This is a genomic window from Pseudomonas sp. GW821-FHT11G12 (genome assembly GCF_058808055.1).
The window spans coordinates 79,671-99,992 of record NZ_JBXARH010000009.1 but is presented as its reverse complement, the minus strand read 5'-3'; the positions used below and the strand labels follow the sequence as shown (position 1 = coordinate 99,992).

The following is a 20,322-nucleotide window of genomic DNA, read 5'->3' as shown; positions in this document are numbered from 1 at the left end:
CGTTTTACCCTCACGGGATCCGGCCGTTGCGGCTTATAATCGCCGCCTTCAAACGCCCTGGCGCAGTTGTGCGCCCCGCGAACCGGATCCTGTCATGTTACGAATCACTGAACTCAAGCTGCCGATCGACCATCCCGACGAAGACCTGCGCGCTGCCATCGTGCAACGCCTGGGCATCGCCAGCGATGACCTGCTCGATTTCACCTTGTTCAAGCGCAGCTACGATGCGCGCAAAAAGTCCTCCGAACTGTGCTTCATCTACACCATCGACCTCGAAGTGCGCGACGAGGCGAAAGTGCTGGGCAAGTTCGCCGATGACCGCAACGTCAACGTGGCGCCGGATGTCAGCTACAAATTCGTCGGCCAGGCGCCGAGCGACCTGAGCCTGCGTCCGATCGTGGTCGGTTTCGGCCCGTGCGGAATCTTCGCCGGCCTGCTGCTGGCCCAGATGGGCTTCAAGCCGATCATCCTCGAACGCGGCACCGAAGTGCGCCAGCGCACCAAGGACACCTGGGGCCTGTGGCGCAAAAGTGTGCTCAACCCCGAGTCCAACGTGCAGTTCGGCGAAGGCGGCGCGGGCACGTTCTCCGACGGCAAGCTGTACAGCCAGATCAAGGATCCGAAATTCCTCGGCCGCAAAGTCTTGCACGAATTCGTCAAGGCCGGCGCCCCGGAAGAGATTCTTTACGTCAGCAAGCCGCACATCGGTACGTTCCGTCTGACCGGCATGGTCGAGACCATGCGTGAAGAGATCCGCGCCCTGGGCGGCGAAGTGCGCTTCCAGGAGCGCGTCACCGACGTGCTGATCGAAGACGGCCAACTGGTCGGCGTCGAGCTGGCCAGCGGCGAAACCCTGCATTCGAAACACGTGGTCCTGGCCCTCGGCCACAGTGCCCGCGACACCTTCCGCATGCTCCACAGCCGTGGCGTGTTCATGGAAGCCAAGCCGTTCTCGGTGGGTTTCCGCATCGAGCACCCGCAATCGCTGATCGACCGTGCGCGACTGGGCAAGTACGCCGGTCACCCCAAGTTGGGAGCCGCCGACTACAAACTGGTGCACCACGCCAAGAACGGCCGTTCGGTCTACAGCTTCTGCATGTGCCCGGGTGGCACCGTGGTCGCCGCGACCTCCGAGCCGAATCGCGTGGTCACCAACGGCATGAGCCAGTACTCGCGTAACGAGCGCAACGCCAACTCCGGCATCGTCGTCGGCATCACCCCGGAAGTCGATTATCCGGGCGGTCCGCTGGCCGGGATCGAGTTGCAGGAGCGTCTGGAGTCCCACGCCTTCATCCTCGGCGGCAGTGACTACAAGGCGCCGGCGCAACTGGTCGGCGACTTCATCAACGACATTCCTTCGACCGAACTGGGCGAAGTCGAACCGTCGTACAAACCGGGGGTAGCGCTGGGCGATCTGGCCCTGGCCTTGCCGGATTTCGCCATCGAAGCGATTCGCGAAGCGTTGCCGGCGTTCGAGAAGCAGATTCGCGGTTATTCGTTGCACGATGCGGTGCTGACCGGGATCGAGACGCGCACCTCGTCGCCGCTGCGCATCACTCGTGATGAGACGCTGCAGAGCATGAACGTCAAAGGTCTGTTCCCGGCCGGTGAAGGCGCGGGTTATGCGGGCGGGATTCTGTCGGCGGGTGTTGACGGGATTCGCATCGCGGAAGCTGTCGCACGCGACATCCTCGGTCTGAAAGACTGATCTGCAATACCTGAAACAATGCAAAAACCTGTGGGAGCGAATTCGCTCCCACAGTCGTATTCGGCGTCAGATATTGGCGCGCAGAACCGAGGCCGGCAGCGCTTCACCCTTCTCGGCACTCGCCGCAACAGCGGCCATCAATCCATCCAGCTCATAGCCCTGCGCCTTGAGCCACGCCTGATCGTAATAGGTGTCTGCGTAGCGCTCGCCGCCATCGCACAGAATCGCCACGATCGACCCCGACTCTCCCGCCGCTTTCATCTGCTGCGCCGCCATCAGCGCGCCGATCAGATTGGTGCCGCTCGACCCACCCACATGCCGGCCCAGACGCTGCGCCAGGTAATGCATGGCCGCCAGCGACAAGGCATCCGGCACCTTGACCATCGCATCGATCACCTTGGGCAGGAACGACGCTTCCACCCGTGGCCGGCCGATGCCTTCGATCCGCGAACCGTGATCCAGACGCAAGCTGGCATCGCCGGTCTGGTAAAAGTCGAAGAACACCGAACGCTCGGCATCGGCACACAGCACGCGGGTGCAATGTTGGCGATAGCGCACGTAGCGGCCGAGGGTTGCGGTGGTGCCGCCGGTGCCGGGGCTGGAAATCAGCCAGGCCGGGCACGGGTGCTGCTCGTAGCGCATCTGCTGGAAAATCGACTCGGCGATGTTGTTGTTCGCCCGCCAGTCGGTGGCGCGTTCGGCGTAGGTGAACTGGTCGATGAAGTGCCCATCGTGTTCGCGGGCCAGACGTTCGGATTCGGCGTAGATCTGGGTCGGATCGTCCACCAGGTGACTCTTGCCGCCATAGAACGCGATCTGGGCGATCTTCTCCTTGGACGTGGTCGCCGGCATCACCGCAATGAACGGCAGCCCCAGCATCCGCGCGAAGTACGCTTCGGAAATCGCCGTCGAACCACTGGACGCCTCGATCACCGGCGCGCCTGGCTTGAGCCAGCCGTTACACAAGGCGTAGAGAAACAGCGAACGGGCCAGACGGTGCTTGAGGCTGCCGGTGGGATGGCTGGACTCGTCCTTGAAGTACAACTCGATGCCCGGGAACCCCGGCAGCGGCAAGGGGATCAGGTGCGTGTCGGCGCTGCGCTGGAAGTCAGCTTCGATGATCCGGATGGCTTCGCGGGCCCACTGTCGGTTGTCGCTCATGGCTGTTGATCTCGTTGAATCGGGCAGAAGTGCCTTCACAGGCTCAGCCCCCAAGCTTAGGAAAAAACCTACGGCACCGACAGATACAGCTGAGCTTCAATCCCTTGGGCAACTGCTAGGCTCTGCTGCACGTCGACTGGGCGCTCTGTAACCACATATAACAAAAAAGAATATAACTTTTGTTTTAACAACTAACGGTACGGGTTAGGGTGTCCCACCTTTTGACTTTATCGATGGAGAGCGACCTTGCCTCTGCGTAGCACTTTCACGCGTTTCTTTCAGTTGGAAGCTGCCAGCGGTCTGTTACTGATCGCCGCGGCCATCCTGGCTTTAATCATCAACAACTCGCCGCTGTCGTGGTTGTACAGCGGCCTGCTCGATACCCCCGTGGTGGCGCAGATCGGCGCGTTGAAAATCGCCAAGCCCTTGCTGCTGTGGATCAACGACGGCCTGATGGCGCTGTTCTTCCTGCTGATCGGCCTGGAAGTGAAGCGCGAAGTCCTCGACGGTCAGCTGTCGAAACCGTCGCAGATCGTCCTGCCCGGCGCGGCCGCGATTGGCGGCATGCTGGTGCCGGCGCTGATCTACTGGTTCCTCAACCGCGACAACCCGGCCGCCCTCGACGGCTGGGCGATTCCGACCGCCACCGACATCGCCTTCGCCCTCGGCGTGCTGGCCTTGCTCGGCAAGCGAGTGCCGGTGTCGCTGAAGCTGTTCCTGATGACCCTGGCGATCATCGATGACCTGGGCGCCATCGTGATCATCGCGATCTTCTATTCCGGCGAACTCTCGACCCTGTCGCTGGGTCTGGCGGCGGCGTGCATCGCGGCTCTGGTGGCGATGAACCGACTCGGGGTGGTCAAGCTCGGGCCGTACATGATCATTGGTCTGATCCTGTGGGTCTGCGTCCTCAAGAGCGGTGTCCATGCGACGCTGGCCGGCGTGACCCTCGCGTTCTGCATCCCGCTGCGCACCAAAAACGCAGAGCCTTCGCCGCTGCTGACCCTGGAACACGCGCTGCACCCGTGGGTCGCCTACGGCATTCTGCCGCTGTTCGCCTTCGCCAACGCCGGTCTGTCGCTGACCGGTGTGACCGCCGAAAGCTTCACGCACCATGTACCGATGGGCATCGCCGTCGGCCTGCTGCTGGGCAAGACCGTTGGCGTGTTCGGCCTGACCTGGCTTTCGGTCAAGACCGGCATCGCCGCCCTGCCTCAGGGCGCCAATTGGGGCCAGGTGCTTGGCGTGGCGATCCTCTGCGGGATCGGCTTTACCATGAGCCTGTTTGTCGGCTCGCTGGCCTTCGTGCCGGGTGCCAGTGAATACGCCGGGATGGACCGGATGGGCATTCTCACCGGCTCAGTGTTCGCTGCATTGATCGGTTATGCGGTGACATTGGCCGCGAGCAGAAAAGGATCCATGCAAGGCAGTTAAGTCGCACATTACGGCCCTCTCTCTGGAGGGGCCAAGACTCAATGAAAGATCCACACACATGATTGGGCTCCAGAACCTTGCAAAGACATGGTAAATCTCCCGTTGGTGCTGCTCGCAGCGCTTAACCTGAGCCTTTCAAGTGTGCTATATCTTCTGTTGACAGCAGCGTCACCTCAGAACGTTTTTTCGGAGCCTTCCATGTCACGCAAAGCAGAAAAGCGCCCAATGACGGACAGTCAGATTGCCGTGCAGGAGTCTTATATTCCAGACATTGCCCTGAAAGCGTTCAACAACGCCTACAAAATGGCGCTTGCCAATGGGGCTGCTGTGCTTGTCGCCAAAGATGGTCAGCTGTTTGAAGTGACAGAAAAATCTTCGGTTGCACTGCGCTCGATCGGCACATATGGAAACCTGAAAAGCGGGACTCGCCTGCAAATCAGCAAACTGTCTAAACAGGTCGTTTCTTGAGCACACCGAGGGTACGTATATTCGCCGGACCAAATGGCTCAGGAAAAAGCACCTTTAATCGGCTGGTTCCTGCCCATCTATTGGGAAATTACATAAACCCAGATGATATAGAGCGTGCAATCAAAGACACTGGTTATTTTGATTTCACCACCTATCGCATCGAATCTCACAAAAATGACATTTTCGATTTTTTCCGCAACCACGCCCTGCTAAAAAAAGCTCCAGAGTCATTGGCAAAATTGGATTCGATTACGATTGAAGGTGACAGGCTCAGCTTCTCGGATACTCAGATCGACTCCTATGTAGCCTCCGCTCTTTCCGACTTCATACGGCGCTCTCTGATCAAAGAGAAAATCAGTTTTACGTTCGAAACCGTCATGTCCTCATCAGATAAAGTCGACTTGCTCTACGAAGCCCAGAGATCCGGCTATAGGGTTTACGTCTATTACGTTGCAACAGCAGACCCGGAAATCAATGTTGCCAGGGTTGCCTATCGCGTATCACAGGGTGGGCACAACGTTCCTCCTGAAAAGATACGAAAGCGTTATTGGAGGTCTCTGGCGCTTCTATCGGACGCAATCCTCACCTCGAACAGAGCCTATATCTTTGATAACTCCGACGAAGGTAGCGAAGGGCTGACACAAGTAGCAGAGATCACAGACGGAGAGCTGATTGAAATCAAGTCAGACGTTCAGCCACCTTGGTTTAAAGAGTTTGTACTGGATAAACTGATCTAGATTACAAGTCCTCTCGACTTCTCTTAGCGTCGGCCCTGATTCACGTCGAACAATCCCCACGTCTTTAGAGACGCGTCCTACAGCCACGATTTTCCTGCTTCGTTAACGTCGTGCAGCCCCTTTCGAGGGGCTGCCGATGCATGAACGAAAGGACAATCAGTGGCTGGTCAAAAGGACATTCCCCGGGTTCCCAACCCACCGGCAGGCAACGGGCATCACGTCACCTACCGCTACATGACGGCCACCGAGCTGGCCGATCAGGACGAACGACAAAACAAGTACGACGCCATGCTGGCGCGACAGGACGCTTTCGAACGCAGCCGTGAGGTCGCGTCGAACAGGCCTGAGCCGGTGCGTGCCGGCTGCGTGTTCGCCAAGTCCTGCAAGTTGCCGGACGCGATCATCGATTACTCGAATCCTTCGGGGATGGTGCCGACTGACAGCCTGAAAGATTACGGCGACCTGATCCTGCTCGGTGGCCGTGAAGCCGATGACAGCGGTGGTGTTGCGCTCAAGAAAATCAGCGGCACTGCCATCCCGGCGGGTCTGGGCACCTTCGCCCTTGCGGGTGAGTCGTTCAAGGCATTGCCCGCCATAGCGTCTACCGCCGTTGTGACACCTTTGGTCGGGCTGGTGGCGTTGCTCATGCCATCGAACCTGGGCGACAGCGCCCTCTACACCGAAGACCAGTTGCTAGCCCTCAAACAGGCTCGAACCCGCGTGCGCTTGCGTGTCGAACAGCAGGCGGATGGCAGCCTCAAGGGTTACGGTTTCTACACCGGCAAGAATCGCGACTGGGAAATGGTTGATGTCGCGCAGTTCACTGCACGCGGTAACCGGTTTGTTGCAGACCTCGGCGAAGGCATCGAACTGATCTGGACACCGGCTGTGGACGGCTCCGACATCCTCGGCATCCCGGCGCTGGAGGCTGCTCCGCAGGCACCGCATATCTGGGTGTATCCGCCGACGAAAGCGGCGGACGGGATTCTGGTGAATCCGGTTTATCCTCCGGATTATCGGGATTTCATATTGGTGTTTCCGGCGGATTCTGGAGTTAAGCCGCTATATATTGTTCTAAATGTACGCGGGCATGGCACAGCCAAGGCTGGTCACACCTACCACCCGGCTCCTGAGACAGACGAAATCACTGCATTTCCGGGATTAAAGAGAGCAAAAAAGAAAACCCCGTACTCGGGTGGGCTCCGGGATCGCTGGACAGACGCGAAAGGGAGAACAATATATGAATGGGACTTTCTTCACGGTGAGCTTGAGACGTACCGGTCAAGTGACGGTACTCATTTGGGATCGTACGACCATAGAACCGGCAAGCAACTAGATCCACCCAAAAAGAAAAAGCGAAGCATCAAAAAATATTTATGAGGTTTTTATGGGACTGAAAGCCAGACTCGAATGGTATGACAAGGAAACCGAACTGGGCGTAGGAGAGGAATTAACGAAGGACTTCGGTGACGACGGCTCTGTAATCGAATCACTCGGCATGCCAATTGAAAACAATATAAACAACGGCGGATTCGATGTGCTCTCACACTGGGTGAGTATTCTTCAACCGTACTTTAAGCACGTCATTGATTCATCTTCTTATGACTATCAAATCGCATTCGTCTATCGAGATCACTGGTAAACGCCAAACAAAAAACCCCAACCAGTCACCTGATCGGGGTTTTCTTTTACCGCTCGTTCCCGCTTAGTGCGAAACGCGGCTGGTCCCGCCGACAGTCGAAATCCGTACCCGCTCACCGACGCGGAACACTTCATTCTCCTGCACTTGCTGCACGTAGGCGCGCATGCTGCCGTCGTCTTCGCGCACGGTGATTTCAACGCCTTGGGTACGGGTCAGGCCTTCTTCGGTGGCCGAACCGATCAGGCCGCCGGCCACAGCACCGATAACGGCTGCAACGATGCTGCCTTTACCGCCGCCGATGGCGCTGCCGCCGACACCGCCCACCGCTGCACCGGCGAGGCCGCCGATCGGGGTCTTGGTGCCTTCGATTTTCACTGGACGCAGGGATTCGATGGTGCCCATGCGAATCGTCTGCACGCGACGCGCTTCGTCACGGGAGTAGGAGTCACCGGTCAGGCTCGATTGGCAGCCGGTAAGCAACATCGCCATCGTGGAAAAGGAAGCAACCAGCAGAACAGACTTACGCATAGGATCAACTCCAAAGGACAGGTATTCATTAAACTCCGCAGCTTGACGCCTGTCACGGCGCCGCCCGGATAAATTTGGTTTCATTCAGGCCCGGTACAGGGCCTCCACGAACTCACCCAACAGTAGCGCCAAAATACATAGCTTGCGCCGCCGACCCCAAGGATTTTCATGGATTACTTCATCATTGTCGTCACAACCGTCGCCGGTTTGTACTTCCACTGGTGGTTGTACGTGCGGATCAAACGCTGGATGGACCGCGATCTGGCATTGTCACTGGCCGGCAAGGATGAAGGCAAACGCGCCTTCATGCTCGAACGGCTGGCGCAAGCCCGATCGCAGAAGATCAGGCGTCGGGACCTGCCGAAGTGGCTTGAGGCCGCTGCGGCAGGCTATCCCGCTCGGTAGACTGCTTAAGGTGCCAGACGTTCAAGAATCCAGTCGGCGCCCTGCAAACGGTAGTTGAGGCGATCGTGCAGACGGCTCGCGCGGCCCTGCCAGAATTCGATGCGCTCGGGGAGCAAGCGATAGCCGCCCCAGTGTTCCGGGCAGTCGGGCTGGGTGTCGGTGAAGCGTTGCTCGGTAGCCTTGAGCAAATCTTCCAGTTCACCCCGGCCGTTGATCACCCGGCTCTGCGGTGACGCCCAGGCACCCAGTCGGCTGCCCAGCGGGCGCACTTGATAGTACGCGTCGGACTCCTCGGGTGTGACCTTCACCACCCGCCCTTCGATGCGCACCTGGCGCTCCAGGGTCGGCCAGAAGAACGTCATGGCCGCGAACGGATTCGCGGCCAGGTGCTGGCCCTTGGCGCTTTCGTAGTTGGTGAAGAAGGTGAAGCCCTGCTCGTCCAGGCCCTTGAGCAGCAGAATGCGGCAGTGCGGTCGACCGTCCGCATCGACCGTGGCCAGGGTCATGGCGTTGGCTTCCACCGGGGCCTGCTCGGTTTTCACCGCATCGGCAAACCACTGGTGGAACAGCGCGAAAGGCTCGGCCGGGGCTTGCGCCTCGGTCAGGCCATCCCGGGTGTAATCACGACGCATATCTGCCAGAGCCTGGGTCATGGCGCATTCCTTTTCGTTAGCGGATTACTGTTTTGCCGCGTCGGTCGCAACGACTTTCTTGTCGCTTGCGGCGGCTTTGGCTGGAGCGGTTTTCTTCGCCGGAGTCTTCGCTGGTGCCTTCTTCGCTGGCGCCTTGGCAGCCGCTTTCTTGGCCGGAGCCTTTTTGGTCGCCGGTACTGCGGCTTTCTTCGCCGCCGGCGCCGGGGTGACCGGTTTGGCGACAGGCTTGACGTCCTGGGCAGCGACCATGGTCACTGGTGCCGGAGCCGGCATGTTGTACTTGCTCAGCAGCGCAACCATGGTGTTTTGCGGGGTCACCAGCAGTTCGACACGACGGTTCAGGGCACGGCCTTCAACGCTGTCGTTGGCCGCACGCGGCGCTTCGGAGCCCATGCCGCGCAGCATCAGGCGATCACGCTGCAAGCCGCTGAGACGGAAGATCGCTGCCACGGCCTGAGCGCGTTCCTGGCTCAGTTTGGTGTTTGCCGGGGCTGCGCCAGTGGTATCGCTGTGACCTAGCACCAGCACGGCGGTTTTCGGGTCGGCTTCGAGAATTTTTGCCACGCGGGTGAACGGGCCAAGGGTGACCGGCAGCAGCATCGCCGGACGATCCGGGTTGAACGAGCCTTCAACCGGTGCGATCACGACCAGCACGTTTTCACGGCGTTCAAGTTGCAGATTGCTGTCCTTGATCGCGGTGCGCAGGCGCGGCTCGTAGTCATCCAGCCAGGCCTGAGTGACCTTTGGATCCGGCATCGGCACGACTTTGGCGGTGTCCTGCGACTTGCCGCCGAACGGCCACCACCACTTGCTGCCCGTGTCGGCATCAGCCTTGGCGACAACAGCCGGTTTGGCTTGAGGTTTTACTTCGGGCTTCACGTCGGCCTTGGCCTTGTCCGCCGAGTCATCGGAACCGAACGGCCAGTACCAATGGCTGCTGCTCTCGGTCTTGGCGACCGTCGCGGTGGTGGCCGGTTTCAACGGTGCAGGGGCCGGAGCCGGCTCCTTGGCCGCGACTTTGTCGGAAGAACCGAACGGCCACCAGCTGCCGCCATCGGCGTCATTCTTCGGAGTCTGTGCACAACCGGTAATCGCGAAACACAGGGCCAGGGCGAGAGTTTGTTTGGACGACATTGGAAACCCACAAAATAAGTAATGGACAATCAGAGGACTTTCGCCCGGATAAACAGACGCTTTGAATCGAAAAACCGGTCGAGGTTCCGGCCCTGGAACCTCTGGTAACGCTTTACAGACAAGTGGCAAGTACCCGCGCCAGCTTCTGCGCGCGCGGATCCATCAAGACGTACGGCCCCAGGGTATTTGTCACAAATCCGAAGGCCACATCGTGCTCCGGATCAGCAAAACCGATGGAACCGCCCGCCCCCGGATGCCCGAACGCCCGCGGGCCGAGGCCGTAGGTGGCGTTTGGCACGTCAGGTTGATCGAGCATGCAGCCGAGACCGAAACGGGTGCGGGTCAGCAAGGTCTTGTCCTCGCCGAGGCTGTGTTCGCGGGTCAGCTCATCAAGCATTTCGCTTTCCAGCAGGCTGCCGTCGAGCAGACCGGCGTAGAACCCGGCCAGGCTGCGTGCATTGCCGTGGCCGTTGGCCGCCGGTTGCTGCATGCGGCGCCATTCCGGTTTGTTGGTGCTGGTAAGCACCGACGGCGGATTGGTGAAGGCGCGAGTGGTCATGGCTGTTGGCTCGCGCATGGTGACTTGCAACAGGCGCTGGGCGGCGGCGTCGCCAACGTTACCCTTGCCCCGTGCGATGTGCGCCACGCGATGGAATTCTTCGTCGGCCAGGCCGACATGGAAATCCAGCCCCAACGGTTTGGCGACCCGCGCCACGATGGATTCCCCCGGCCCGCGACCGTCGGCACGCCGCAGCAACTCGCCGATCAGCCAGCCGTAAGTGATCGCGGCATAACCATGACCGGTGCCCGGCGTCCACCACGGCGCTTCGGTCGCGAGGGCGTCGACCATGGTTTGCCAGTCATACAGGGCTTCGGGGGCCAACAGTTTGCGCAGGGCCGGCAGGCCGGCCTGATGGCAGAGCAGTTGACGCAGGGTCACGGATTCCTTGCCGGCGGCGGCGAATTCCGGCCAGTAGCGGGCGACCGGAACATCGAGTTGTAACTTGCCTTCGGCCACCAGTTGCAGCGCGGTGACGGCAGTAAAAGTCTTGGTGCAGGAAAACAGGTTGGCGATGGTGTCGCTGTGCCAGGCTTCGGCACCGTCCTTGTCGGCGGTACCTGACCAGAGGTCGAGGACGGTTTCGCCGCCGACCCGGATGCACAACGCGGCGCCACGTTCCTGGGGATCGTCGAACAGTGCCGCGAAAGCTTCGCGCACCGCTTCGAATTGAAGCTCGTAATGTCCCTGAATCTGCACCCGCAACTCCCCCGCGAAAACGCTCTACAAAGTGGCCCGCATTGTTCCAGCCCTTGAGGGTTTTGGGAACAGCGGCGGGCCGGGCGGTTCTGTCTTAGTGGCCGTTGCCGGAATGCCCGCCGGTATGGCCGGCGCCCTGCCCCGGGCCTTTTCCGGCCTCGCCTTTGCGTCCGCCTTCGGTTTCGTGACCGGCCTTGTCCGCCGCCGCAGCGGCCTTCGCGGCCTCTTTGCCAAGCTGATCGATCGTCGCCAGATTGCTCTTGCGCACGGTTTCGACAAATCCCTGGTACGGCAAGTCGGTCACACCGACCAGACCAAAGTGGCCGTTCTCACCATCAAGCAGACGTCCGGTCACCGGTTGGTCGAGGTACTGGAACCAGTGCACGCCGACGATCGACGGTTCGCTCAGCGCCTGCTTGAGGAAGTTGGCGTAGGCCGGGCCACGGTCTTCTTCCTTGTTCAACGGCGTCACACCGCCCCAGAACGGGCCGCGATCGGTCGAACCGAAGTTGAACTCGGTGATCAGCACCGGTTTGTCGAGGCTGCGCAGCGCGGCGAAGTCATAGCCGTCCTGCGGTTGCAGGGTGTACATGTTGAAGCTCAGCACGTCGCAATACTGCGCGCAGGAGGCCACGGCTTCCGGCGTGCTGATGGCGAACCGGCCGCCCAGCAACAACTGGTTCGGCGCGTGCCATTTCAGCGAATCGGAAATGGTCTTGAAGTAGGTGTCGGCGAAGACCTTCTGGAAGTATTTGAAGTCGGCCTCGATTTCCGGATGCTCCGGATTCGGCAGCGGCGCTTCGAAACCCGGATCCTCCATCAATTCCCAGGCCGGCAGATCGATGCCCCAGGCCTTCGACAGCCCCGCCTGATTGCGGTACTTGTCGCGCAATTGCTTGAGGAACGCGCGTTTGGCCGGAACGTCCGTGGTCATTTTCAACGTGCCGTAGGCCAGCGCGTAACGCGACTTCGGATCATCACCGGGGCCGGCCCAGGCCAGTTCGTTGTCGGCGAAGTAGCCGATCAGCCATGGATCGTCACGGTGATCGCGGGCGGCAATCGCCACAGCGCGCTCGGTGGCCATGGCGAAACGTGGGTCGAACGGGTCAGGCATGCCGCCCCACCAGTCGTTGCCGGTGCTGATACTGGTGTAGTCGCCGACGATCGACAGCGGCAAGGTGTACGGCACACGCTCGGCGTCGCTCAGTTGCGGTGCGCTCCAGTTGCCGACGGTGTTGAAGCCCCACGCCTGCAGACGGTCGAGGGTGTGGCTGGCCCACTTCTGCTCGTCGATGGTGGCTTTGCACGGGGTGGCAGGCGCTTGCTCAGTCGCCGCCGGAGTCACGCAAGGTTCGCCGTAAAGGCGTTGCAGGTTGGCGCCATAGAAGTCGTACCAGCGTCCGTTGCCGTAGCCACGGCCCTGATCGGAACCATTGCCACCACGGTTGTCGCCCTCGCCGAAGTGACTGGCCAGTGGCTCGTCAGGTTTTGGCAGGGATTCGAACATGTACTCGCGACCGGCCACGTAGGTCTGGTTGACCTCCGGGCTGACGGTGTTCACGCCCAGGGAATAGAACGGATGGCCTTCCGGCGTCACCAGATACCAGCGGCCATCACGTTTTTCGGTGCGGAAAAAGCCGCTGGCCTTGAATGCCGGGCCTTTGCTCCAGCCACCGAACTTGTCCAGCGACGATTTTTCGCGCTCGGCCAGCCAGGTTTTCAGCTGTTGCTGTTCCTTGGCGGCGGCGGATTTCAGTTGTTCGTCATTGGCGACTTTCTCTGGCCATTTGCTGCGAGTCGACTGACCGTAGGCATCCACCAGATTGCCGTAGGCGGCTTTGATCACCTCGCCCTCGTCCTGCACGCCAAAGCGCTCCAGCAACAGGCTTTGCGCGGCTTTCGGCTGGTCCATCGACAGGCTGACGGACACCACCTGGCTGCGATCCAGTTCACCGTTGCTGCTGGCCAGCAACACGCGCTGCCCGTCGATGGTCATTGGCATCAGCGGCCCGGCCTTCATGCCCTGGCTCAGCGGCGAGGTCGCGGTCAACGGTACGAGCAAGGTCTGCGCCGGGCCGGCCGGCAGATCAACGCGGCTGACCAGGGTCTTGCCGTCGTTGCTCTGGATTTGTACGTAAACGGTCACGGCCCAGTTCATCGCACTCTGGATGCGCAGGCTCATCATGCCGGACTGCGACCAGTCCCAGGCACCGGTCTGCGGGCTCAGGCGCAAGGTCGGGCGCGCCACCGGATTGAAGGTCACCCGGCGCAGCACTTCGCCTTCGGGGGTCTGCTCGGCGTTGGCTTGCGGCAGGTCGGCGTTTTCGGTCGCGACTTTCACCACGTCGGCGGGGCGGACAAAGTTGAACAAGGTCTGCTGCCCGGCAGGTGCCGCCAGCAAAGGCGCAGCGAAAACCAGGGCAAAAACGGCAGGCAACGAACGACGAATCATGAGAACGGATTTCTCCCTAACGACCAACAATGGCCAATGGAAAAGCGATGGCGCAGAGATAGACAACGCGGCGGGCAAAACTGCCCACCGATGTCTCAGGATATTTCACGACGGAAAGGAGGCAACGCATTGAGGATCGCCTTGCCGTAGCGCTGGGTGACCAGCCGCCGATCCAGCAAGGTGATGGTGCCGCGGTCTTCTTCGGTACGCAGCAGACGGCCGCAGGCCTGAACCAGCTTCAGCGAGGCGTCGGGCACCGAGATTTCCATGAACGGATTGCCGCCCCGGGCTTCGATCCATTCCGACAGCGCGGCCTCGACCGGATCATCCGGCACCGAGAATGGAATCTTGGCGATGACCACGTGCTCGCAATAGGCCCCCGGCAAGTCCACCCCTTCGGCGAAACTGGCAAGGCCGAACAGCACGCTGGAATCACCGCCATCGACCCGCGCCTTGTGCTTGTTCAGGGTTTCCTGTTTCGACAGGTTGCCTTGAATGAACACTTGCTTGCGCCAGTCGCGGTCGAGGCCGTCGAACACGTCCTGCATCTGTTTGCGCGACGAGAACAGCACCAACGTGCCACGCGAACCTTCGACCAGATCCGGCAACTCGCGGATGATCGCGGCGGTGTGAGCGGCAGCATCACGCGGATCGGCTTTCAGGTCCGGCACCCGCAACACACCGGCATCGGCGTGATGGAACGGGCTCGGCACCACGGCGGTGACGGCTTTTTTCGGCAGGCCGGCGCGCATGCGGAAACGGTCGAACGTGCCGAGCGCGGTCAACGTCGCCGAGGTCACCAGACAGCCGTAAGCCACGTTCCACAGGCTGCGGCGCAGAGTTTCGGCGGCGAGGATCGGGCTGGCGTTGACCTCGATGTCGAACAGCGAACCGCTTTCCGCCAGCGTCAGCCAGCGGGCCATCGGCGGGTTGTCTTCCGGGTCTTCGGCGGTGAACGCGGTCCACAGCTCCCAATTGCCGGACGCACGGGACAACAGGCTGCCGAACAGTGGGTACCATTCTTCGGCCTGATTGCTGGCGATGCCGATGTTGACCTCGCCATCCATGCCTTCCTTGAGCAGGTCGGTCAGGCGGGTGAACAGGTCGTTGAGACGTGAGTAGCCTTTTTTCAGCTCGATGCCCATCTCGCGCATGTGCTCGGGAATCACCCCGCCGATGAAGCGATGACGCGGGCGCTCGCGGCCCTCGACGTCTTCGCCGGGCTTGAAATCGGCGATCTGCTCGCAGGCGGTGAACATGAATTGCTGCTGGGTCTTGATCTCCCGCGCCAGCTCCGGCACCTGTTCGATCAGCTTGCCGAGGTCGCCCGGCAGCGGATGCTGGGCCAGCAGTTTGGTGAGGTTCTTGGCGGTAGTTTCCAGCCAGTCGGCGGTGGAACGCAGACGCGTGTAATGGGCGAAGTGGCCGATGGCCTTGTCCGGCAGGTGATGACCTTCGTCGAACACATAAATGGTGTCGCGCGGATCGGGCAGCACCGCCCCGCCGCCCAGTGCCAGGTCGGCCAGCACCATGTCGTGGTTGGTGACGATCACGTCGACCTTGCCCATGCCTTCGCGAGCCTTGTAGAAGGCGCACTGGCCGAAGTTCGGGCAATGACGGTTGGTGCACTGGCTGTGATCGGTGGTCAGGCGCGCCCAGTCGGCGTCTTCCAGCGCGTTGGGCCAGCTGTCGCGGTCGCCGTCCCATTTATTGCCGGCGAGTTTCTCGATCATGCTGGTGAACAGCTTCTGGCTGGCCTCATCGACCTCGATCTTGAAGCCTTCTTCTTCGAACAGCTGCGCCGTGGCGGTCTGTGCGTGGCCTTCCTGCAACAGCATATCGAGCTTGGACAGGCACATGTAGCGGCCACGGCCCTTGGCCAGGGCGAAGCTGAAGTTCAACCCGCTGTTGCGCATCAGGTCGGGCAAATCCTTGTAGACGATCTGCTCTTGCAGGGCGACTGTCGCGGTGGCGATCACCAGGCGTTTGCCGGCCAGTTTCGCCGTAGGAATTGCGGCCAGACTGTAAGCCACAGTCTTGCCGGTACCGGTGCCGGCTTCCACCGCGACAATCGCGGGGTCGCCACTGCGCCGGCCTTCGTCGTCGGTGTCGATATCCCCGAGGACCTTGGCAATTTCAGCGATCATCAGGCGCTGGCCGTAACGCGGCTTGAGGCTCTTGGCCTCTAGAAAACGCGAATAGGCGCCCTGGATCGTGGTTTTGAGTTCAGTGCTGATCATTGAGTGTCGGGCGCAAAAAACGCTGGATAAATTTTCAGTGGTTCGGATCGGCCGCTATCATACCCCGCTAATCAGTCCCGCGCAGAACGGAGTACCCCAATGACACCTTTTAGCCTCGTTTACCCCCTGCATGTCCTCGCCGCCCTGGTGTGGGTCGGCGGCATGTTTTTCGCCTGGATGGTGCTGCGCCCGGCGGCCGTGAAGGCTCTGGACGGCCCCGGCCGCCTGACCCTGTGGGTGGAAGTGTTTCAAGGTTTTTTCCGCTGGGTGTGGGGCGCGGTGATTCTGCTGCCGGTGACCGGGGTGGGCATGTTGCATCTGCAGCACATCGGCTTCGAGACGGCACCGAAGTACGTGCAGGTGATGATGGGCTTGTACATCGTGATGACGGCGCTGTTCATCCGGATTCAAGCATTGATGCTGCCCGAATTGCGCACGGCGGTGCAGGCGAAGGATTGGCCAGCGGGTGCGGCAGTGCTGGGGCGGATTCGCAAGGTGGTGGGGTTCAATCTGTTGGTCGGTTTGGCGCTGGTGGCGATTGCCGCGGCGCGGCCGTCGTTCTGAAGTGCGGCTGATCGTTCCCACTCAGTGGGAACGATCAGACAGGGGATGGCTTACAGGCGCTGTACGGTGACAGACCCCGCCGCTCCCGCAGGTCCCGGCTGACCATCAGCCCCAGGTTTGCCGCTCTTGCCGCCATCGGCGCGATACACCAGGCACCCCTTCGACTTGCCGCCCGCCCCCGGTTTGCCGCCAGGCCCCGCCGGGCCACCGGCACCACCGGCGACTTCAACCTTGATCAGCTCGGCCGGAAACTCACGGGGTACTTCCAGGCGCACCAGCGCGCCCGGTGCGCCCGGCTGGCCATTGCTGCCGTCACTGCCATCGAAACCGTGTCCGGCCTGGCCCCAGGTGCAACCCGGTTCCTGACCGTTGGCGCCGTCGAGCCCGACAAAGCCAGGCGCACCGGTACCGCCGCGTGCATCGACAATCAGCTGCGGTGCATTCAGCGCCTTGAATTGCAGATTCAGGTTACGTCCGGCACGGGCCGCTTTTTCATAGGTCCCCGGTGCACCGCGAGCGGTGATCCGGCTGCCTTCGGCTAACGCGGCGCGAGTGACTTTCAGATCCAGCGTCTGTTCACCCGGCACGATGGCGATGCGCGCTTCGCGGCCCAACTGCAACTCGCCAACGCTCAACTCGGTCACGTTGGAGGGCACCAGCAAGGTGCCGTAATCGGCGACCACCAGTTTTTCCAGTTGCAAGGTGCTGGCGGTGTTGGGCAAACGCATCAGGGAATTGGGTTCGACACTCACCACCTGGGCACAAGCCAAAGGACTGATGAATGCAGCGAGCAGGCAAAGTTTACGCATGGGAAGCCTCCGGAGCGGCCGGGGCCGGGATGGTTTGCAGGTGGAAAACGCCGAACAGCAGGACACGGCCGCGATCACGCCACGGGTGCGGGCGACCTTTGAGGCTGCGATTGCACAGCAGCACTTCCAGCAGATGGATCGCCAGCAGCAGAACAGCGGCCAGATTGACCAGCAGATGCAACGGATGAACAAACGGCACCAGTTGATTGGCCAGTACCACGCAGCAGAACACCAGGGTCAACAACCGCCCCAGCCCACAGAACACCTTCATACGCTCCCCCGTGTTGCGAATTATTCTTTGGGCGCACAGTAACGGCTTCCGTACGGGATAAGCCAGAGGGGGAAATAAAAAAGTTCCGGGCACTCGTCGGATGTCTGCCGGGGCGACGATGAACATCGCCCGACAGCTCTAGCCTGCGGACTACAGACACGTCCTAACGATTGATGTGCAGCTCCACACGACGATTCTGCGCACGTCCCTCTTCAGTCTCGTTGTCGGCGACCGGTTCCCGTTTGCCACGCCCTTCGCTGGTGAGTTTGTCCGGCGCCAGCCCCTGGCTCAGCAGATAGGCCGCCACGCTGCTCGCGCGACGTTCCGACAACGCCTGGTTATAAGCGTCCGAACCCTTGCCGTCGGTGTGACCGATGACCTTGATGCTCACCACATCGGCGTTGCGCAACTTGTCCATCAGCGAATCCAGATGACTTTTCGCCGCAGGTTTGAGGTCGGATTTGTCGAAGTCGAACAGCACGTTGCCGGCATCGCTCAGGGTGATGACTTCGGATTGCGGGGCCGGTTCGGCCGGTTTCTCGGCGACCGGGTATTGCGGCAGCGGACAACCACGGTGATCGACCGGGGTGTTGGCCGGAGTGTCAGGGCAACGGTCGCGACGGTCGAACACGCCATCGCCGTCCTCATCGCCATCCTGGGCGTAACAGATCAATCCGCCGGTGAGGATCCCCAGCGCTGCGCCGCCACCGGCCCAGCCACCGCTTTCAATCGCGCCCAGACCGCCGCCGACCAGTCCGCCAATGAGGCTGCAGATCGGCCAGGTACGTTGATTGAGGGGGGCAGTGCCATCGCTGTGAGTAGCGCAACCGGTCAAGAGGCTGCCAAGCAGCAGCACCGGCAAGACGGACCTTGAGAATACACTCATTGTGAAAGCTCCTGTGTCACCGGCCCATACCGGTTACACAGGAGTAAAGACCCGCATCCGCGACTGCACAAGCCGCGGATGCGAGGGGGCTAGCGTTCGATTTTGATTTCAGTGCGACGGTTCAGCGCACGGCCATCGGCGGTTTTGTTATCCGCCACTGGCTGGCTTTCACCGGCACCGGTCACCGAGACGAAGCTGGAACGTGGCACACCATCATGGATCAGGTATTCCACCACCGAGTGCGCCCGACGATCCGACAGTTTCTTGTTGTAGGCATCGCTGCCCACGCTGTCGGTATGACCGGTCACGGTCAGTCGCGCGGTGCTCGATTCCTGTTTCAGGCGCGTGGCGACCTTGTCGAGTACCTGTTTATCGGAAGGCGTCAGGGTGGCCTTGTCGAACTGGAAGTGAACATCGCGGATGACGATGGTTTCTTCCTTGACCACTACAGCTTCTTCAACCACTGGTGCAGGGGCTGGTGGAGGGCAGCCGTCAGCATCGACCTGCACGCCTTTAGGCGTATGCGGGCACTTGTCGCGACTGTCCGGCACACCATCGCCGTCTTCATCGCCATCACCGTGCACCCAGCAATAGGCTGCTGCCGTACCGCCGACGAGTAATGCGCCATAGCCTGCCCATGCAGAGCTTTCCGTCGCACCGAGACCCGCTCCGACGACACCGCCGACTGCCGCACAGGTCGGCCAGTCGGTTTTCTGCAAACCTGCGCAACCAGTCAACACACTGGTTAGCAGAACCAAGGGTAATGCTGTCCGAACTATGCTCATCTAGTTTTCTCCTGAGGGATCGGCTTAGAACCGATTCAGGGAGTAAAGACCGGAGTTTTAATCTCCGCCAGCAATAGGCCACTGCTGTTTGCGAGCGTGTTCACAGGACTTCGGCGCATTTGGCGCAAACCCGCAGGACAGAGATCTAGGCCTCGACGCCCGGGCAGGCTAGTCTTGGCGATCTGATTGAGGAACTTCGATGAACGTCGCCCTGTCTTCCCGCACGCCACAGCAGGCACTGGCCGCCCTGCTGGACCGCTACGCCCCGGCCCGTCTGCTGCTGATCGGCGCCAGCGAATTCCCCGCACTGGCGGCGTTCAAGGACGCGCACCCGGACACTTGCGTCGCCCACGCCGCGCCCGGCGCGTTGCCGGCGGAACTGGCGGCACGCCGTTTCGACCTGGCGCTGGTGGTCGATTGCCTGGAACATTTGCCCAAGCGCGACGGCCTGAATCTGCTGGGCGGAATCCGCAACCTCAACGCCAGCCGCATCGCGGTGCTGGCGGACCTGTCGGCCAGCGGCTGGCAGGAAACGGACTTCTATTCGCTGGCCCTGCAAGCCAGCGAGCGTTTTGCCCGCGACGAGCAGGTTCTGACCCTGTTCACCTATGATCTGCTTGACTACAAACAAGTCCCCGACTGGCTCAACTCGCGATTCTGGGCCAATCCGGAAAACTTCGGGAAATACTGGTGGTAATGCAATGAGTACAGCCATTTGCCCTTGCGGCAGCGGCAACCTGCTGGATGCCTGCTGCGGCCATTATCATGCGGGCCATCCGGCACCGTGCGCCGAAGCCCTGATGCGTTCGCGCTACAGCGCCTACGTGCTGGGCCTGATCGATTACCTGGTGGCGACCACCCTGCCCGCCCAGCAGACAGGGCTCGATCGTCAGTCGATCAGCGCCTGGAGCGCTTCGAGCACGTGGCTCGGGCTGGATGTCGAAAGCTCGGAAGTCTTCGGCGGTCAGCCGGAACACGCCTTCGTCACCTTCACTGCGCGCTGGCATGACAGCCAGGGTGAGCACAGCCACCGCGAGCGCTCCTCGTTCGTGCAGAACGCCGGTCACTGGTACTTCATCGACCCGACCGTGCAACTCAAACTGGGGCGCAACGATGCCTGCCCGTGCACCAGCGGCCAGAAGTTCAAGAAGTGCTGTGCGGGGTATTTCGGCAGCTGAGGCTAGACT

21 protein-coding genes are annotated in these 20,322 nt (G+C 61.0%); 10 read left to right on the top strand and 11 right to left on the bottom strand.

Translation table 11 applies throughout. The annotated features are described in order from the left end of the window. Window positions 1–94: 94 nt before the first annotated feature. Window positions 95–1,708, top strand: a complete 1,614-nt coding sequence (locus AC1RR7_RS23650; protein WP_102621493.1) for an NAD(P)/FAD-dependent oxidoreductase — start codon at window positions 95–97, stop codon at window positions 1,706–1,708. 66 nt (window positions 1,709–1,774) lie between these two features. Here the strand turns inward: AC1RR7_RS23650 and AC1RR7_RS23645 are convergent, their stop codons facing one another. After that, the gene (locus AC1RR7_RS23645) at window positions 1,775–2,869 is read right to left on the bottom strand and encodes a PLP-dependent cysteine synthase family protein (protein ID WP_096819518.1); all 1,095 of its coding nucleotides are present in this window, start codon (window positions 2,867–2,869) and stop codon (window positions 1,775–1,777) included. A 246-nt stretch (window positions 2,870–3,115) separates the two neighbouring features. Between AC1RR7_RS23645 and nhaA the strand changes: the two genes are divergently transcribed. The 5 genes from nhaA to AC1RR7_RS23620 all read left to right on the top strand — a co-directional run bounded on the left by nhaA (window position 3,116) and on the right by AC1RR7_RS23620 (window position 7,150). After that, a complete protein-coding gene (gene nhaA, locus AC1RR7_RS23640) occupies window positions 3,116–4,303 on the top strand; it encodes a Na+/H+ antiporter NhaA (protein ID WP_493158530.1) in 1,188 nt (395 codons plus the stop codon). A gap of 198 nt (window positions 4,304–4,501) precedes the next feature. Continuing rightward, on the top strand, window positions 4,502–4,771 hold the full coding sequence (locus AC1RR7_RS23635; protein WP_102621495.1) for a hypothetical protein: 270 nt from the start codon (window positions 4,502–4,504) through the stop codon (window positions 4,769–4,771). Further along, the gene (locus tag AC1RR7_RS23630) at window positions 4,768–5,508 is read left to right on the top strand and encodes an ATPase (RefSeq protein ID WP_102621496.1); all 741 of its coding nucleotides are present in this window, start codon (window positions 4,768–4,770) and stop codon (window positions 5,506–5,508) included. Before AC1RR7_RS23635 ends, AC1RR7_RS23630 begins: the two co-directional genes overlap by 4 nt. 159 nt (window positions 5,509–5,667) lie before the next feature. Beyond that, complete coding sequence (locus AC1RR7_RS23625) at window positions 5,668–6,888, top strand: S-type pyocin domain-containing protein (protein WP_493158528.1); 1,221 nt, start codon at window positions 5,668–5,670, stop codon at window positions 6,886–6,888. A 7-nt stretch (window positions 6,889–6,895) separates the two neighbouring features. Continuing rightward, window positions 6,896–7,150 carry a colicin E3-like toxin immunity protein gene (locus AC1RR7_RS23620; protein WP_102621498.1) on the top strand — a complete coding sequence of 85 codons (255 nt, stop codon included), beginning with the start codon at window positions 6,896–6,898 and terminating at the stop codon, window positions 7,148–7,150. 63 nt (window positions 7,151–7,213) lie between these two features. Here the strand turns inward: AC1RR7_RS23620 and AC1RR7_RS23615 are convergent, their stop codons facing one another. After that, on the bottom strand, window positions 7,214–7,678 hold the full coding sequence (locus AC1RR7_RS23615) for an outer membrane lipoprotein (protein WP_007918566.1): 465 nt from the start codon (window positions 7,676–7,678) through the stop codon (window positions 7,214–7,216). 168 nt (window positions 7,679–7,846) lie between these two features. Here AC1RR7_RS23615 and AC1RR7_RS23610 point away from each other — a divergent pair, with 168 nt between their 5' ends. Continuing rightward, complete coding sequence (locus tag AC1RR7_RS23610) at window positions 7,847–8,083, top strand: hypothetical protein (protein WP_096819524.1); 237 nt, start codon at window positions 7,847–7,849, stop codon at window positions 8,081–8,083. Between the two features lie 5 nt (window positions 8,084–8,088). On the opposite strand, the gene pdxH is transcribed toward AC1RR7_RS23610, so the two are convergent. The 5 genes from pdxH to dinG all read right to left on the bottom strand — a co-directional run bounded on the left by pdxH (window position 8,089) and on the right by dinG (window position 15,820). After that, window positions 8,089–8,736: a pyridoxamine 5'-phosphate oxidase gene (gene pdxH / locus AC1RR7_RS23605; protein WP_096819525.1), complete on the bottom strand. Its 648-nt coding sequence runs from the start codon at window positions 8,734–8,736 to the stop codon at window positions 8,089–8,091. Between the two features lie 24 nt (window positions 8,737–8,760). Further along, a complete protein-coding gene (locus tag AC1RR7_RS23600; protein ID WP_273538497.1) occupies window positions 8,761–9,870 on the bottom strand; it encodes an OmpA family protein in 1,110 nt (369 codons plus the stop codon). Window positions 9,871–9,982: 112 nt separating this feature from the next. Further along, window positions 9,983–11,128, bottom strand: a complete 1,146-nt coding sequence (locus tag AC1RR7_RS23595) for a serine hydrolase domain-containing protein (RefSeq protein ID WP_102621501.1) — start codon at window positions 11,126–11,128, stop codon at window positions 9,983–9,985. Between the two features lie 94 nt (window positions 11,129–11,222). Then, a complete protein-coding gene (locus AC1RR7_RS23590) occupies window positions 11,223–13,580 on the bottom strand; it encodes a beta-agarase (RefSeq protein ID WP_493158525.1) in 2,358 nt (785 codons plus the stop codon). Between the two features lie 95 nt (window positions 13,581–13,675). Then, window positions 13,676–15,820, bottom strand: coding sequence for an ATP-dependent DNA helicase DinG (gene dinG / locus AC1RR7_RS23585; protein ID WP_273541268.1), 2,145 nt, complete (start codon window positions 15,818–15,820; stop codon window positions 13,676–13,678). Window positions 15,821–15,919: 99 nt separating this feature from the next. On the opposite strand from dinG, the gene AC1RR7_RS23580 reads away from it, so the two are divergent. Continuing rightward, the gene (locus AC1RR7_RS23580; protein WP_102621504.1) at window positions 15,920–16,384 is read left to right on the top strand and encodes a CopD family protein; all 465 of its coding nucleotides are present in this window, start codon (window positions 15,920–15,922) and stop codon (window positions 16,382–16,384) included. Between the two features lie 50 nt (window positions 16,385–16,434). On the opposite strand, the gene AC1RR7_RS23575 is transcribed toward AC1RR7_RS23580, so the two are convergent. The 4 genes from AC1RR7_RS23575 to AC1RR7_RS23560 all read right to left on the bottom strand — a co-directional run bounded on the left by AC1RR7_RS23575 (window position 16,435) and on the right by AC1RR7_RS23560 (window position 19,135). Beyond that, window positions 16,435–17,193, bottom strand: a complete 759-nt coding sequence (locus AC1RR7_RS23575; protein ID WP_493158523.1) for a collagen-like protein — start codon at window positions 17,191–17,193, stop codon at window positions 16,435–16,437. After that, window positions 17,186–17,464 (bottom strand): DUF1145 domain-containing protein, encoded by a 279-nt coding sequence (locus AC1RR7_RS23570; protein WP_096819532.1) that lies wholly within the window; start codon window positions 17,462–17,464, stop codon window positions 17,186–17,188. The genes AC1RR7_RS23575 and AC1RR7_RS23570 overlap by 8 nt, the downstream gene beginning before the upstream one ends. Window positions 17,465–17,627: 163 nt before the next feature. Then, a complete protein-coding gene (locus tag AC1RR7_RS23565) occupies window positions 17,628–18,350 on the bottom strand; it encodes a PA1041 family peptidoglycan-binding anchor lipoprotein (protein ID WP_493158521.1) in 723 nt (240 codons plus the stop codon). 89 nt (window positions 18,351–18,439) lie between these two features. Then, window positions 18,440–19,135, bottom strand: a complete 696-nt coding sequence (locus tag AC1RR7_RS23560; RefSeq protein WP_096819534.1) for a PA1041 family peptidoglycan-binding anchor lipoprotein — start codon at window positions 19,133–19,135, stop codon at window positions 18,440–18,442. Between the two features lie 199 nt (window positions 19,136–19,334). Between AC1RR7_RS23560 and AC1RR7_RS23555 the strand changes: the two genes are divergently transcribed. Both AC1RR7_RS23555 and AC1RR7_RS23550 read left to right on the top strand, forming a co-directional pair. Next, window positions 19,335–19,832, top strand: coding sequence for a DUF6231 family protein (locus AC1RR7_RS23555; protein WP_493158520.1), 498 nt, complete (start codon window positions 19,335–19,337; stop codon window positions 19,830–19,832). A gap of 4 nt (window positions 19,833–19,836) precedes the next feature. After that, on the top strand, window positions 19,837–20,313 hold the full coding sequence (locus AC1RR7_RS23550) for a YchJ family protein (protein WP_096819536.1): 477 nt from the start codon (window positions 19,837–19,839) through the stop codon (window positions 20,311–20,313). Window positions 20,314–20,322: the final 9 nt, after the last annotated feature.

Excerpts from the sequence above, each read along its gene's own strand:
- AC1RR7_RS23650 (WP_102621493.1), top strand. The coding sequence starts at position 95 with ATGTTACGAATCACTGAACTCAAGCTGCCGATCGACCATCCCGACGAA.
- AC1RR7_RS23645 (WP_096819518.1), bottom strand. The coding sequence starts at position 2,869 with ATGAGCGACAACCGACAGTGGGCCCGCGAAGCCATCCGGATCATCGAA.
- AC1RR7_RS23635 (WP_102621495.1), top strand. The coding sequence starts at position 4,502 with ATGTCACGCAAAGCAGAAAAGCGCCCAATGACGGACAGTCAGATTGCC.
- AC1RR7_RS23620 (WP_102621498.1), top strand. The coding sequence starts at position 6,896 with ATGGGACTGAAAGCCAGACTCGAATGGTATGACAAGGAAACCGAACTG.
- AC1RR7_RS23615 (WP_007918566.1), bottom strand. The coding sequence starts at position 7,678 with ATGCGTAAGTCTGTTCTGCTGGTTGCTTCCTTTTCCACGATGGCGATG.
- AC1RR7_RS23610 (WP_096819524.1), top strand. The coding sequence starts at position 7,847 with ATGGATTACTTCATCATTGTCGTCACAACCGTCGCCGGTTTGTACTTC.
- pdxH (WP_096819525.1), bottom strand. The coding sequence starts at position 8,736 with ATGACCCAGGCTCTGGCAGATATGCGTCGTGATTACACCCGGGATGGC.
- AC1RR7_RS23600 (WP_273538497.1), bottom strand. The coding sequence starts at position 9,870 with ATGTCGTCCAAACAAACTCTCGCCCTGGCCCTGTGTTTCGCGATTACC.
- AC1RR7_RS23590 (WP_493158525.1), bottom strand. The coding sequence starts at position 13,580 with ATGATTCGTCGTTCGTTGCCTGCCGTTTTTGCCCTGGTTTTCGCTGCG.
- dinG (WP_273541268.1), bottom strand. The coding sequence starts at position 15,820 with ATGATCAGCACTGAACTCAAAACCACGATCCAGGGCGCCTATTCGCGT.
- AC1RR7_RS23580 (WP_102621504.1), top strand. The coding sequence starts at position 15,920 with ATGACACCTTTTAGCCTCGTTTACCCCCTGCATGTCCTCGCCGCCCTG.
- AC1RR7_RS23575 (WP_493158523.1), bottom strand. The coding sequence starts at position 17,193 with ATGCGTAAACTTTGCCTGCTCGCTGCATTCATCAGTCCTTTGGCTTGT.
- AC1RR7_RS23570 (WP_096819532.1), bottom strand. The coding sequence starts at position 17,464 with ATGAAGGTGTTCTGTGGGCTGGGGCGGTTGTTGACCCTGGTGTTCTGC.
- AC1RR7_RS23565 (WP_493158521.1), bottom strand. The coding sequence starts at position 18,350 with ATGAGTGTATTCTCAAGGTCCGTCTTGCCGGTGCTGCTGCTTGGCAGC.
- AC1RR7_RS23560 (WP_096819534.1), bottom strand. The coding sequence starts at position 19,135 with ATGAGCATAGTTCGGACAGCATTACCCTTGGTTCTGCTAACCAGTGTG.
- AC1RR7_RS23555 (WP_493158520.1), top strand. The coding sequence starts at position 19,335 with ATGAACGTCGCCCTGTCTTCCCGCACGCCACAGCAGGCACTGGCCGCC.
- AC1RR7_RS23550 (WP_096819536.1), top strand. The coding sequence starts at position 19,837 with ATGAGTACAGCCATTTGCCCTTGCGGCAGCGGCAACCTGCTGGATGCC.